This window comes from Spirosoma montaniterrae (assembly GCF_001988955.1).
GTDB classification, from domain to species: domain Bacteria; phylum Bacteroidota; class Bacteroidia; order Cytophagales; family Spirosomataceae; genus Spirosoma; species Spirosoma montaniterrae.
Genome location: NZ_CP014263.1, coordinates 822,510 through 836,550 on the forward strand (window position 1 = coordinate 822,510; position 14,041 = coordinate 836,550).

Sequence of the window (14,041 nt, forward strand, 5' to 3'; positions counted from 1 at the left end):
GTATGTTGATGAATCTGCCCGTATAACGGACAAATACAATATCTTCTTACATAACCACAATATAGGCAAAATAGATACCAAAGGCTACCTGTTTCGTTCATAGCAAAGTAGAAATAGGTCAAAAAGTTAGCCGGAAATTACTTAACGTAATACTTGCGCTAATTGAACGCCCGAATCGGTGCAGGCTCAACGGTTTGGCAGCTAATCGTTCCTGCCTGATAGCTATTCGCTGGCATTCGTAGCGGGTTATAAAAAAACTCCTATTTTTGTGCCGCGCAGCCAATGTGTTGCTATGTTACCGAAATTGATAACTTTGCAATAAATTTAGCACAATCAATCTATGAAATTAGCAGTTGTCGGAACCGGCTATGTAGGTCTTGTTACAGGTACGTGTTTTGCTGAAACAGGCAATCAGGTAACCTGCGTTGACATTGACGAACGAAAAGTTGAAAAACTCAATAACGGCATCGTACCCATCTACGAACCTGGCCTTGAAACGCTGTTTCACCGCAATGTAGAAGAAGGTCGGTTGCTGTTTACAACAAACCTTGAAGAAGGTATAAAAGGAGCCGAGGTGATTTTTCTGGCTCTGCCTACCCCACCGGGCGAAGATGGGTCTGCTGATTTGAAATACATTCTGAAAGTAGCCAGCGATCTTGGCCCTATTCTGAAGCAATACGCCGTAATTGTCGACAAAAGCACCGTACCCGTTGGCACCGCCGAGAAAGTACATGCCCACATTGCCGATAACGCAACGGTTGATTTCGACGTGGTATCGAATCCAGAATTTCTGCGTGAAGGCGTTGCCGTTGAGGACTTTATGAAACCCGACCGGGTGGTAATCGGTACGAAGTCGGAACGCGCCAAGTCGGTGATGAACAAGCTGTACGCGCCGTTGGTACGTCAGGGCAACCCAATCATTTTCATGGACGAGCGTTCGGCAGAGATGACCAAATATGCCGCCAACGCGTTTTTGGCAACGAAAATTACGTTCATGAACGAAATTGCCAATCTGTGCGAACGGGCTGGCGCGAACGTCGATGATATCCGGCGCGGTATTGGCACCGACAGCCGCATTGGTAAGCGGTTTCTGTTTGCCGGTATTGGCTACGGCGGTAGCTGCTTCCCTAAAGACGTGCAGGCTCTGGCGAAAACAGCACAGGATTTTTCGTATGATTTCAGGGTGCTGAAGGCAGTAATGGATGTCAACGACGCCCAGAAAACCAAGCTGATGCCGCAGATTCTGAATCATTTCGGGGGCGATCTGAAAGGTAAAACCATTGCCGTCTGGGGTCTGGCGTTCAAGCCTTATACCGACGACATTCGCGAAGCACCGGCCCTCGATAATATTCGGGCATTGGTTGAGGCAGGCGCGAAGGTGACGGTTTATGACCCCGAAGCAATGGATAACGTGCGTAACATGATTGGCAATACCGTGACCTACGCGCACACGCAATATGCCGCGCTCGACGACGCCGACGCGCTGATGATTGTGACCGAATGGCCGCTGTTCCGCACCCCCGACTTCGACAAGATGAACCTGTTGCTGAAAAGCAAGGTGATCTTCGATGGTCGGAATGTTTATGAACTCGAAACCATGCGCGAACAGGGTTATACCTACTATAGCGTTGGCCGCGAAGCTGTTTTGGCCCCAGTTGAGCAAGCTGTTAAGTAATGAAAAGTGAAAAGTGAAAAGTGAAAAATGACCGATGCAGCCATTTTTCACTTTTCACTTTTCATTATACATTTTTCAATCATGAAGAGAGTTCTCATCACCGGCGGGGCCGGTTTTTTAGGGTCGCACCTGTGCGACCGGTTCATCAAAGAAGGCTATCACGTCATCGCGATGGACAACCTGATTACGGGCGATATTCGGAACATCGAACACTTGTTTCATTTGCCCAATTTCGAGTTCTACCACCACGACGTATCGAAGTTTATCCATGTGCCGGGCCAACTGGATTATATCCTGCACTTTGCTTCGCCCGCCAGCCCGATTGACTATCTGAAGATTCCGATCCAAACGCTCAAAGTAGGGTCGCTTGGTATCCACAATTGCTTAGGGCTGGCCCGCGTAAAAAACGCCCGCGTTCTGATTGCCAGCACGTCGGAGGTGTATGGTGATCCAACGGTTCATCCGCAAAACGAAGAGTACTGGGGCAACGTGAACCCCGTTGGCCCGCGTGGCGTATACGACGAAGCCAAGCGATTCCAGGAAGCCATGACGATGGCCTACCATACCTATCACGGCCTGGAAACGCGCATCGTTCGGATTTTCAACACCTACGGTCCGCGTATGCGCCTGAACGACGGTCGGGTGCTGCCCGCCTTTATTGGGCAGGCTCTGCGGGGCGAAGACCTGACCGTTTTTGGCGACGGGAGCCAAACCCGGTCATTTTGCTACGTAGATGATCTGGTTGAAGGGATTTACCGGCTGCTGCTGAGTGATTATGCGTACCCAGTTAATGTTGGCAACCCCGCAGAAATCACGATTAAGGAGTTTGGTGAGGAAATCATCAAATTAACTGGTACGTCGCAGAAACTCATTTTCAAAGAGTTACCCAAAGACGACCCAAAACAGCGTCAACCCGACATCACGAAGGCAAAAGCCATTCTGGACTGGGAACCGAAGGTGTCGCGGGATCAGGGATTGCGGATTACGTATGAGTATTTCAAAAGTCTGCCCGAAGAGGAACTCTACAAAGCGGCTTACCACCGGGAGTTTAAGTAACTGACTTTGTATTTCGTAAATCTCTGCATACTTTTACAGTTGTATCTGCCTTGCGCAGAACACCTTTAGCTGTCTATATGAAAACCTGCGAACTTCTTGTGCGCAGGTTTTTTGTTAATGTATAGCCGACCGGGACGGCGGTTGTGCGTTAACTCAGGCGGTCTTTGAAACTCTCGTAGCCATATTCCCGAATCAGGTCGAATTGTCCGTTTGTGCGCAAAATGCCAATGCTGGGCAGGTTTACGCCGTTGAAGGTGGTGGTTTTCACCATCGTGTAATGAATCATATCGTCGAACACAACGCGGTCGCCGATCTGTAACGGCTCATCGAACGAATAATCGCCCATAAAATCGCCTGCAAGACAGGTCATGCCGCCGAGCCGGTAAGTGGGTTTGCCCGCTACAGGGTCGTGGTAAGCTCCCAGAATACGCGGCTTGTAGGGCATTTCGAGCGTATCGGGCATGTGAGCCGCAAACGACGTGTCGAGAATAGCGACATCAATGCCCTGACTATTAAATACGTCGAGTACTGTGGAAACCAGCACCCCCGTTTGCCAGGCAATGGCTGAGCCGGGTTCTAAAATGACTTCCACATCATATTTCTCGCGGAAAGCTTTCAGTACGCCAATCAGGTGCTCCGTATCGTAGCCTTCGCGCGTCATGAGGTGCCCTCCGCCCATGTTCACCCACTTGGCCTGATGCAATAAATCGCCGAAACGGCTTTCTAACGCGTGGAGCGTTCGTTCGAGCGTGAATGAGTCATTTTCGCAAAGGGTATGAAAATGTATGCCTTCCAAACCTTCGGGCAGTTGGTCGGGCAGTTGGTCGCGGGTGGCACCGAGCCTTGACCCCGGTACACAGGGGTTGTACATGTCTGTGGCTACTTCGGAATACTGCGGATTGACGCGAATACCGAAGGAAGGGAGTGAAAAGTTAATAGTGAAAAGTGAAGAGTTTCCTTCAGAGGTATCTGCTTCACTTTTCACTATTAACTTTTCACTAAATCTTTCCCACTGACTCCATGAGTTGAACGTAACGTGGCTGCTGCGTTCCAGTATGTCAACAAACTCATCATCGCGGTAGGCAGGAACGTATGTATGGGCTTTCACCCCCATGTACTCGTTAACGAGCTTGACTTCGTTGAGCGACGAAGCCGTGGCCCCGCTCAGATACTGGCGCACAAACGGGAATGTGCTGTACATGGAAAAACCCTTGAGTGCTAAAATAATAGTGACGCCAGCCGCTTTCTGTACGGAGTCGATCAGTTCCAGATTGCGCTGAAGTTTAGCCTCATCCAATACAAAACAGGGAGATGGAACGTCGTTCGTATAGACCTGTGTGGTTGTGTTCATACGGCAAAGGTACGGTGATTTATACCCGGCCTGAACGCAGTTTTTAAAAATGTGTGGTGCATTAACAGACGCACATTAAAATTTAAAATAATAGTAATACTATCGAAACATTTACTGTTACTATTACGTTACTTAGCACAGGCATAAAAAACTGTTTCTCTAAATCATTTTTTCACAATTACTTAACTTAAACTTTCATCGTTATGCGGATAACGTGTATCAGACTTCTATTCGGGGTTTGGCTGCTGGCATTGTCAGGTTTGGCATATGCTCAGGAACGTACCATTACGGGCCGAATCACCAGTGCCGAAGACGGCACCCCCATTCCAGGAGCCAGCGTAGCCATCAAAGGCACTAATCGCGGTACTACTACCGACGCCAACGGAACTTACCGGCTCGGTGTTGGCACCGCCGACCGGCTGGTTGTCAGTTTCGTAGGTATGCTGAACCAGGAGGTTGAAATTGGCAACCGTTCAGTAATTGATGTGTCGCTCAAAGCCGACTCGCGGCAGTTGAACGAGGTTGTTGTTACGGCACTTGGGGTGCAGAAAGAAGCTAAAGGGCTGGGTTTCTCGCAAACCACCATCAAAAATGAAGAACTGACCGTTGGTCGAACCACTAACATTGCCAACGCATTGAGCGGCAAAATTGCCGGGGTGCGCATTTCCGGTTCTAATGGAGCTACCGGCTCGTCGTCGAACATTCAGATTCGCGGCCTGACCACCTTCACGCAGAGCAATCAGCCGCTGTTTGTTGTCGATGGTATTCCGGTCGATAATGGTGGTGGCGTAGGCGGTTCGGGTTTGCTGAATACGTCGAACTCGCAAACGGGCGTGTCGAACTCAAACCGGGGTATCGACCTTAACCAGGACGACATCGAGACCATGACCGTGCTGAAAGGGCCAGCCGCTGCCGCCCTCTACGGGTCGCGGGCCGCAGCCGGGGTTATCATGATTACGACTAAAAAAGGCAAAGCCGTTGGCAACAAAAAAAATGTGGTGAACTACACAGGTTCGTATAACGTGGTAGAAGTGAACCGCTTCCCCGATTATCAGAACCAGTACGGTCGCGGTACGTCGCTCAATGCTGCCGGTCAGCCCGTTGCGCCTATATACCAGCCCAACGCCGACCAGTTAAGCTGGGGACCTATTATTCAGGGGCAGCGCGTACCGAGTGCATACTCGGCAGCAGACCGGGCTTTGTTCAACCTGCCCGATTCGGTGGCACTTACGGCCTATCCGAACAACGTGCGCGATATGTTCCGGCAGGGCTTCAACCAGCAACACAACGTTAGCTTTTCGGGAGCTACCGATAAGTCGAACTACTACTTCTCATATGGTCTGCTCAGCGACAAAGGCTATATGGAAAGCAACAAACTGGATCGCCACACGTTTACGGCCAATGCCAGTTCGCAACTGACCGACCGGCTGAATGTAGGCACGAATATTCAGTATGTTTATAACACCTCGCAGCGGAGCCAGATTGGTAATCAGCTATCGAATCCGTTGTTCCGGGGTTGGTTTTTGCCGCGCGATTACAACCTGCTGGGCGAACCCAACACCCGCCCCGATGGTTCGCAGGTGTTTTTCAATGCCAACACCGACAACCCGTTCTGGACACTTCGCAACAACCTCTACAACGACAACCGCAGCCGTCTGATCGGTAACGTGAATCTGAGCTATAAGCTCAACAACTGGCTGACGTATTCGGGTCGTGCCGGTACGGATATGTTCACCGAAAACCGCTTCACGGTTGATGCCATTGGCGCACGCGGGCAGGCTAACCACGCCGTTGCCGGTGTTGGAGCCATTGGCAACCGCAATATCACCCGCCGGGAAACCAGCTTTTACAACAACCTGACGGGTACGTTCAACCTGAACGACGACCTGAAGATTACGGCACTCGTAGGCTCTGAAATCAACCAGATCAATCAGGTCGACCAGGCAGTTGTAGGCAACACGCTGGCAACGCGTGACTTCAACAACATCAACAATGCCACGAACTTCATTCCGTATTACGAGCAATTGCGTCGGCGGCTGATTGGCGTGTTTGCCAACGTCGATATCAGCTACAAAGGCTGGGCAAACCTGACCGTAACAGGCCGGAACGACTGGTCTTCGACTTTTGCGCGGGGCAATCGTTCGTATTTCTACCCATCGGTGTCGGGTAGCGTGATTTTAACCGACGCGCTGCCGCAGGTGTTTGGCGATCAGCGGATTCTGTCGTTTGCGAAAGTGAAGGGAGCCTGGGCGCGTGTGGGGCGTGAAGCATTTCTGTTTGCCACGGCTACTTACTTCGACAATGCCAACCCATCCGATGGCTTCGGACCACAGATTCAGTTTCCGTTCTTAGGGCAACAGGGCCGCACATTGCAGGATGGAGCCGGCAACCCGCAGCTTGGTCCTGAGTTTACGCGTTCGGCAGAAGCCGGTATTGAACTCAAGTTCTGGGACAACCGCGTTGGGTTAGACGTTACCCGGTTCAGTCAGCGTTCGACCGACATCATTATATCTGTACCCATTGCTGGCGCATCGGGCTTTACGAACGTAGCCCGTAACGCTGGCGTGCTTGAATCGACGGGCTGGGAATGGAACCTGAGTTTCACCCCCGTTCGGAACCCGAACTTCAAGTGGGACATCAACTTCAACGGTTCACGGATTCGTAATAACGTAATTTCGCTGGCACCGGGCGTACAGAATATCTCGCTCGGACCCTTCACTACGGCCCAGGGTCGTATTCAGGAAGGCTTGCCCTACGGAGCTATGTTTGCCAACACGTTGCTGCGCACGGCAGAGGGCCGGTTAGTGGTTAACCCCACCAACGGATTCCCCATCTTGGATCCGCGCGGCCTGCAATACGTAGGCGACCCGAACCCACGCTGGACGGGTGGTGTTGTGAACAATTTCAGCTACAAAGGCATCAACCTGAATTTCCTGATCGACATTCGGAGTGGCGGGCAGGTGCTGTCGCGCGTGATTGGCGACCTTCGCCGGACGGGCGTTGCCGCCGAAACCGCCGAACTGCCACGCTTTGGTGCCGACGGGCAGCCACTGCGTAACTACGTTGTGGATGGCGTCTTTGGTAACGGAACCGTCAGCAACGGGCAACCTGTATTGACTTCACGTGAGGGCACCGCTCTGGCTACCGGAGCCTCGCCCGTGGCGAATGATGTGGCTATAACAGGGCAGCAGTATTGGGGTCAGCTTTATACGTTCAACGCGCCGGGGATGTTCATCTTCGATGGTTCGTGGACGCGCCTGCGCGAAGCCAGCCTCACGTATAACATTCCGAAGAAATGGCTGCAACGTACTCCATTTGGCAATGTGGAAGTGGGCGTCAATGGCCGCAACCTGCTGCTCTGGACGAAGGTGCCGCACATCGATCCTGAATTTAACGTGAACAGCAATCAGAACCTGCAGGGTATCGAATTCAATACGTTACCACAAGCCCGTACCTACGGTGGCCTGGTGCGCCTGTCGTTCTAAAAGCAGCCAAAACCGAAATCAACCATGAATCTATATAAACTTACACTTCGTTCGCTCACGGTAGCCGCCTTGATGCTGACCGGCACGAGCTGCAACGATTATTTTGAGGTAAATACCAGCCCCAACTTAGCCGCATCGGCACCAGCCAACCTGCTGCTGACCAGCGCACAAGCCCGACTTGGTTTCAACGTAGGGGGTGAAGTGGGTCGCTTTACGCTGCTGTTTGCCCAGCAGGTTGCGGCTCAGAACGGACGGCAAACCGAAGCCTGGGATGCCTACAACCTGCAATCGACCGAGGTGAACAACCTGTTTCGGGATGCGCTGTATGCGGGTGTTCTGGCCGATTTGGAGGAGATTGTGCGGAAAGACCCGCAGGCTACGCACCCGGCATTTTTTGGTATTGCCAAAGCAATGAAAGCGTATACCTACAGCGTGGCAACCGATTTGTGGGGCGACGTGCCGTTCTCGGAGGCTTTGCAGGGTACTGCTAACGTTCAGCCCAAACCCGATAATTCGCGCGATGTGTATGCAGGCGTTATCCGGCTGCTCGATGAAGCCATTGCCGACCTCGGCAGAACATCGTCGCTGACGGCTCCGACCGTAGCCGATTACGTTTACGGTGGCAACGCGCAACGCTGGATTCGGATGGCGAACACGCTCAAACTGAGGCTGTATCTGCACATGCTGAACGCCAATGCCGTAACGCCCGACGTGGTGAATACCTTTGTGCGTGGCTTGGATGCCAACACCACTACCGGCTTTATGACTGGTGTCGCGGATGATTTCCAGCAGCGGTTTGAAACAACGGCCAACCGCCAGAACCCGACGCACCAGTTTATTCTGACACGCACCGACGACATTGCCACCAGCGCGACGCTCGTGAACCTGATGAACAGCAAAGCCGACCCGCGCCGGGCTGCGTATTTTACGCCCGCGCCGTTTACCCCGGCTCTGCTTGCTACACCACCGGTTAGCACTACAGGCGGTTATATAGGTTTAGCAAATGGTACCGGTGGCAACCAGGTACGTAATACTCTTTCGCGGTTGCATACTTTTGTGCGGGGTGCCCTGACAACGCCAGCGGCTTCGCTGCCCGCTGGCCCAACGCTGGGCGTAGCGCAGTTGGCCTACGACGGCACGGCCCCCGTGCAGATGCTGACGTTTGCCGAATACAATTTCATCCGGGCCGAACTGGCGTTGCGTTATGGTGGTCCCGGCAGTGCCCAGGACTTTTTCCAGCGTGGTATCACAGCTTCGTTTACGGATGCCGGGCTGGGTACGCAGGCGGCAGCCTACATTTCCCGGTTAGGTACGCTGACCGGTTCGCCTGAGCAGCAACTCCAGCAGCTAATCGAAGAAAAATACATTGCCAACTTCATGGTGCCCCTCGAACCCTGGAACGACTGGCGTCGGACGGGCTTCCCGGCTCTGTCGCGCATTCCGGTGGGGTCTAACCCTGGCAATCAGGGCCGCGTACCGCGTGCGTTGCCTTACCCGCAACAGGAGGTCGATGCCAATCCGAACCTTCAGCAGCGCACCAACCTGAGTGAGCGGCCCGTATTCTGGGACACGCGTACCACCGGCCCGCAATAAGGCAGTTTTAAGTTAGGTATAAACGGTTAAAAGCCGCCTTCGGTTGAGGGCGGCTTTTTTGATGGTAAGGGCTATAACATGCCATTGAATTACGCGTGGTGGCTGGTTGGCGCAAAGGGTGGCTGACGCGAAGGAGACACAAAGGCTGGCTGGCGCATGTGGAGACGCAAAGGGTTGCGTCTCTACGTGGGATGGTCACCTGTAGAGACGCAACCCTTTGCGTCTCCTTCGCGCCAGCCAGCCACACGATAGCAATGTCAATAGGGTCGTCTATTCAGGACATTACTTTTTGGGTTCAAACACATCAGCAACGCCAAATGATACAGGCAGGTTGTACTTAACATGAATTGGAAAGCCCGACTGTCTGCCGGGATTCCAGCGCGGCATAGCCTTCACAACGCGTAAAGCTTCTTCATTGCAGCCGTGGCCCAGGCCAAGCACCACATCAACGTCAGTTAGTTGTCCATCTTTTCGCACCACAAAGGTCACAAATACCCGGCCTTTCACACCTGCTTTCCGGGCTGATTCGGGGTATTGAACAGCTTGTTTGAGGTAATGATACAGGGCCTTTTCTCCACCCGGAAATGTTGGTGGTGTTTCAACAACGGTGAATACAATTTCTCCGTCAAACTGGTTAGTTTGGCCCAGGCAGTCGATAGCCGTTTTGGGGGAGGTTAGCAAAAATAGTCCCCAAATAAGGGTGGGTAGCGGTTTAAAAATAAGCATAGCATCGAAGCGGTTTAGTGCGATACTGTTTCGATGCTGGTTTTGGGGTGATTACACAAACGGCTTATAAACCATCGTACTCTTTTACCAGCGCGATGGCGTCGGCTTCGGTTTTCAGGCTGAGTTTGTCGGCAGCGGGTTTGAGCGCGTCGCGTTTGTCGGCGAGCGCGTCGAGCAGCGATTTCTTGCTCAGTTTAACTTTCGTCAGCGATTGGTCGGGTTTGAGCAGGTAATAAGTATTGGCGTCGGTGAAGGTATCGTAGCGATCACCGCTGGCGTAAGCACCTTTGAAATCGGCAGCCTGAAAGGTTTTTGAAACGCGTTTGAGCAGACTGGTTTTGCCCTCGTGCAATACCAGAAAATACCCACCGGCGGCTTCTGCTTCGCTGGTTTTGGCCGATGGATACCGCCGAAACAAGTACACCTGCCCCGCGCCGTTGTCTAACCGGAAATTTTGCACTGTAGCCCGGTCAATGATAATAGAATCATTTCCTTGCCGGGGCCGCAACAGAATCAGTGCCTGCCGGGCTGCATCGAATTTGAGTGGTACGTTCGTGTACGTTTTGCCGCCCACCAGATCAACCTGCCCATTGGTCCATTTGGGCAGAAAATAAGGTGTGCCAACCAGCCCTTCGTACCGATTATCGACCGTCAGGATGAATGAATTGGGCGTTATGCCCGCACCCTGCAACACATTGGCCCGTAAGTTAGCATCGGTCGTTTCGAGCGCGCTGGGACCTTGCGAAGTCGAAGTTGCCGCAGCCTTTCGCCGGGTAGTATCGGGTGTTTGCGCCAGTGCTGGCAGCACGGAAAGGCAGAGTAAAAGCAGATAGTAGCGCATTAGAGACTTTATTAGCATCTGTTTCCGTAAGGGGGCGACTTAAGTCGCCCCCTTACGGAAACAGGCGGTTCATGTGACTTCATTAGTTCGGGTACTCGTGTGGAAGCGGAATATTTACACGCTCCTGTACGGGCAGTCCCTGCTTATTCATCTGCTCGATAAACGGATCAGGGTCAAGTTCTTCGCAGTTCCAGACGCCGGGTTTCATCCAGACGCCGGTCAGCATCAGCATGGCGCCAATCATGGCCGGAACGCCCGTTGTGTAACTAACGGCCTGGCCGCGTACTTCCTTGTATGTCTCAGCATGGTCGCAGTTGTTCCAGATATAGTAGGTACGCTCTTCGCCGTCTTTTACGCCTTTAATCTGACACCCGATACTGGTTTGACCGGTATAGTTTTCGCCGAGCGAGTCGGGCGCGGGCAGAACGGCTTTCAGGAATTCGAGCGGTACAATGTCCATGCCCTGAAACTTGACGGGGTCGATGCGGGTCATGCCCACGTTTTGCAACACGTCAAGATGGGTCAGATATGCCTGCCCAAAGGTCATCCAGAAGCGTGCCCGTTTCAGCGTCGGGAAGTTTTTAACGAGCGATTCCAATTCTTCGTGATAAAGCACATACGACTCGCGTGAGCCAATTTCGGGATAATCAATCGGCTTGTGAATGCTCATGGCCGGAATTTCGACCCAGCCGCCGTTTTCCCAGTAGCGGCCCGGCTGCGTAATCTCGCGAATGTTGATTTCAGGATTGAAATTGGTAGCAAACGCCTTGCCGTGATTGCCGGCGTTGCAGTCTACAATGTCTAAATAATCCATCCGGTCGAAATGGTGTTTGGCAGCATAGGCCGTAAACACCTGCGTGGCACCGGGGTCGAAGCCGCAGCCGAGCAGGGCCATCAATCCGGCCTGTTCAAACCGCTCCTTGTAGGCCCACTGCCAGCTATATTCAAATTTGGCAACGTCTTTCGGCTCGTAATTGGCCGTGTCCATATAGTGAACTCCCGCTTCCAGACAGGCATCCATGATGGGTAAATCCTGATAGGGGAGAGCTACGTTAATGACCAACACCGGGCCAAACGACCGAATCAGAGCCACCGTGTCGGCCACTACGTCGGCATCGACCTGAGCCGTTTGAATAGTAACGCCGTGCATTTCCTGAATTTCGGCGGCTATCCGGTCACACTTCGACCGGGTGCGGCTTGCCAGCATAATGTTGGTGAATACGTGGCTGTTCATAGCACATTTGTGTGCTACAACACTACCCACGCCCCCGGCTCCAATAATGAGCACTTTTGCCATATTGTGGTTTGCGTTTGTTGCGTTTGGTTTCGGGCGCAAAGATAGAACAGTTGCCGCTTGGTGGCATCAGTCAGGCTCGTAAAGTAGCTGGGTTGGAAAGTTGGATGCGAACATTATTTTTACTATATTTGTTTAGTAGATAATTCATTGAATTCTCAAAACACACTACGTTATGAAATTTACGTCTTCACTCGGTTCGTTTGAACTGTCGATTGTTGGCTACGGAAAGAAGGTATCGAACTGGCGCGAACGCAACCGGTTGCAGTGCCGTTTTTCGACGCATTGGCGTCAGCAAACCGATACGCAATCGGTGCCGTTACAGACGTGGGAAGTGAGCCGGTTGCTAAGCGGCCTGCGGTCACTGTGGAATAAAGCAGCTAATCATATTGAGCTGACATTTACCAATCCGGGATTAAGCGTAGAAGCCACGGCACTGCCCAACGAACAATACAGGCTCCAAATTCAATTAGATAATGAATTAACGCCTTCGTGGCATCAATACCCCGATTTTCCGGTATCGATGGATATGACCTTAAACCGGAATCAGTTACAGGAAGCGATCAAGGACTTATCGGGCCAACTGGCGGCTTTTCCTGAGCGATAACTCAGTAGTATGCACCGGGTTAATATCCCGAACGGATTGGGTCGATCCGTTCGGGATTTGTGTTTCATGACGTATATGCCTATCTTTCAGACGTATATATACGATTTCTCTTAATAACCAACGAATTACGTGGCCCATAGAGGTCGCTTTTGCTATGCTCCTGACCGGACAACGCAGCTTTTTTGAACTTAATATTCTGGATTATGAACATGACGCGGCCAACCCGGTCATGGCCGACCGGAATTTGTTGTGGATCGCCATCCGGTCGGGCTGGCAGCATCACCAGTCAACCTCAACGGCAGCTATTTTACATACCTATGAGGTGGAAACACTTCTTGGCTGGATGCGTCATTTATACACGACAGGACGTCCGTTACCCCGGCTCTTATTTTCAGAACCCTGCCTGAGCGTTGAGTGCATATCGGCTGATACTGATGAATTTTTGCTACAGATAAAACTGGCCTATGAGATAGCCCCTGATTGGCATTCTGACCCATTTCTACCTTTCTGGTTACCTGTTGTAGTGTCAAAACGGAAGTTAGCCGAGGCAATTGACGAATTATCGGGCCAGTTTATAAATTTTCCCGTACGATAATCACGTTACCGCTTGGTAACAGCGAATCTATTCTACATATTTGTACCCAGACTTGTCTGTCGGTAGCGTTATATAGTTGCTATCCTATGAGGGGTTTTACATGCCTAATTATTACACTAACCAATCACGAGTATGAAAGTCGTCAAGCGTAGAAACCGCCAGATGACCATGGAACGCATCCTGCGGGCTATGGGAGACGTAATGGCCGAAAGAGGTACTGCCAAAGCTGGTATCAATGCCGTAGCCGAGCAGGCAGGCGTAAACAAAGTACTGATCTACCGTTATTTTGGCGGATGGAACGGGCTACTTGAAGCCTATGTTCATCGGGGATTTTTCCTGTCGATGTTCAATGACAAGTTCCTCGATCAGGTGCCGGATAACCTGACCCCCGAAACCCGCAGTAAGGTATGGTCGGAATACACCATTCAGTTTATGCGCGAGTTTCGGCAGCGCAAACCATCGCAGGAACTGATTCGCTGGGAAATGACCAACGGCGAAACCGAACTGGCCCGCCGTTTGGCCGAATTCCGCGACAAATCGTACAAAACGCTGGTAACGAAACTGGCCCCTTACAACGATTTCGACCCTATTGCCATCACCAGCCTGATGGTATCGGCAGTAACGTATATCGTGCTGACCAGCACGCAGCGTGATCATATCGTTGATATTGACCTTACGTCTGAAGCGGGTTGGGAGCGGCTCGAAACGGCCATCCGCCGAATCTACTCCAGCCTGAACATCGCCCTCGAGCGCGAAAAAGCAAAAGAGAAGTAGTTTTGTAGTGAAAAATGAAAAGTGAAAAGTTGGCTGACGCATAG

Annotated in this window: 11 protein-coding genes; 7 read left to right on the forward strand and 4 right to left on the reverse strand. The window is 51.9% G+C overall.

From position 1 onward, the window contains the following. Positions 1–340 precede the first annotated feature (340 nt). Positions 341–1,675, forward strand: coding sequence for a UDP-glucose dehydrogenase family protein (locus AWR27_RS03520; protein WP_077129927.1), 1,335 nt, complete (start codon positions 341–343; stop codon positions 1,673–1,675). 81 nt (positions 1,676–1,756) lie between these two features. After that, the gene (locus AWR27_RS03525) at positions 1,757–2,731 is read left to right on the forward strand and encodes a UDP-glucuronic acid decarboxylase family protein (protein ID WP_077133776.1); all 975 of its coding nucleotides are present in this window, start codon (positions 1,757–1,759) and stop codon (positions 2,729–2,731) included. A 148-nt stretch (positions 2,732–2,879) separates the two neighbouring features. Here the strand turns inward: AWR27_RS03525 and nspC are convergent, their stop codons facing one another. Beyond that, positions 2,880–4,082: a carboxynorspermidine decarboxylase gene (nspC, locus tag AWR27_RS03530; RefSeq protein WP_077129928.1), complete on the reverse strand. Its 1,203-nt coding sequence runs from the start codon at positions 4,080–4,082 to the stop codon at positions 2,880–2,882. Positions 4,083–4,285: 203 nt separating this feature from the next. Between nspC and AWR27_RS03535 the strand changes: the two genes are divergently transcribed. Next, positions 4,286–7,567, forward strand: coding sequence for a SusC/RagA family TonB-linked outer membrane protein (locus AWR27_RS03535; RefSeq protein WP_077129929.1), 3,282 nt, complete (start codon positions 4,286–4,288; stop codon positions 7,565–7,567). Positions 7,568–7,591: 24 nt separating this feature from the next. Beyond that, positions 7,592–9,160 carry a SusD/RagB family nutrient-binding outer membrane lipoprotein gene (locus AWR27_RS03540; RefSeq protein ID WP_077129930.1) on the forward strand — a complete coding sequence of 523 codons (1,569 nt, stop codon included), beginning with the start codon at positions 7,592–7,594 and terminating at the stop codon, positions 9,158–9,160. Between the two features lie 282 nt (positions 9,161–9,442). Here AWR27_RS03540 and AWR27_RS03545 read toward each other — a convergent pair whose 3' ends face one another. From AWR27_RS03545 to AWR27_RS03555, 3 genes are all read right to left on the reverse strand, one after another. Continuing rightward, positions 9,443–9,886, reverse strand: coding sequence for an energy transducer TonB (locus tag AWR27_RS03545; protein ID WP_077129931.1), 444 nt, complete (start codon positions 9,884–9,886; stop codon positions 9,443–9,445). Positions 9,887–9,950: 64 nt separating this feature from the next. Continuing rightward, positions 9,951–10,727, reverse strand: a complete 777-nt coding sequence (locus AWR27_RS03550) for a hypothetical protein (protein ID WP_077129932.1) — start codon at positions 10,725–10,727, stop codon at positions 9,951–9,953. Between the two features lie 82 nt (positions 10,728–10,809). Beyond that, positions 10,810–12,024: a saccharopine dehydrogenase family protein gene (locus AWR27_RS03555; RefSeq protein ID WP_077129933.1), complete on the reverse strand. Its 1,215-nt coding sequence runs from the start codon at positions 12,022–12,024 to the stop codon at positions 10,810–10,812. A 172-nt stretch (positions 12,025–12,196) separates the two neighbouring features. Here AWR27_RS03555 and AWR27_RS03560 point away from each other — a divergent pair, with 172 nt between their 5' ends. The 3 genes from AWR27_RS03560 (at position 12,197) to AWR27_RS03570 (ending at position 13,997) form a co-directional block, all read left to right on the forward strand. Then, positions 12,197–12,628 carry a WapI family immunity protein gene (locus AWR27_RS03560; protein WP_077129934.1) on the forward strand — a complete coding sequence of 144 codons (432 nt, stop codon included), beginning with the start codon at positions 12,197–12,199 and terminating at the stop codon, positions 12,626–12,628. Between the two features lie 154 nt (positions 12,629–12,782). Next, positions 12,783–13,223: a WapI family immunity protein gene (locus AWR27_RS03565; protein WP_077129935.1), complete on the forward strand. Its 441-nt coding sequence runs from the start codon at positions 12,783–12,785 to the stop codon at positions 13,221–13,223. 162 nt (positions 13,224–13,385) lie between these two features. Further along, positions 13,386–13,997, forward strand: a complete 612-nt coding sequence (locus tag AWR27_RS03570) for a TetR/AcrR family transcriptional regulator (protein ID WP_077129936.1) — start codon at positions 13,386–13,388, stop codon at positions 13,995–13,997. The last annotated feature ends 44 nt before the right edge of the window (positions 13,998–14,041 follow it).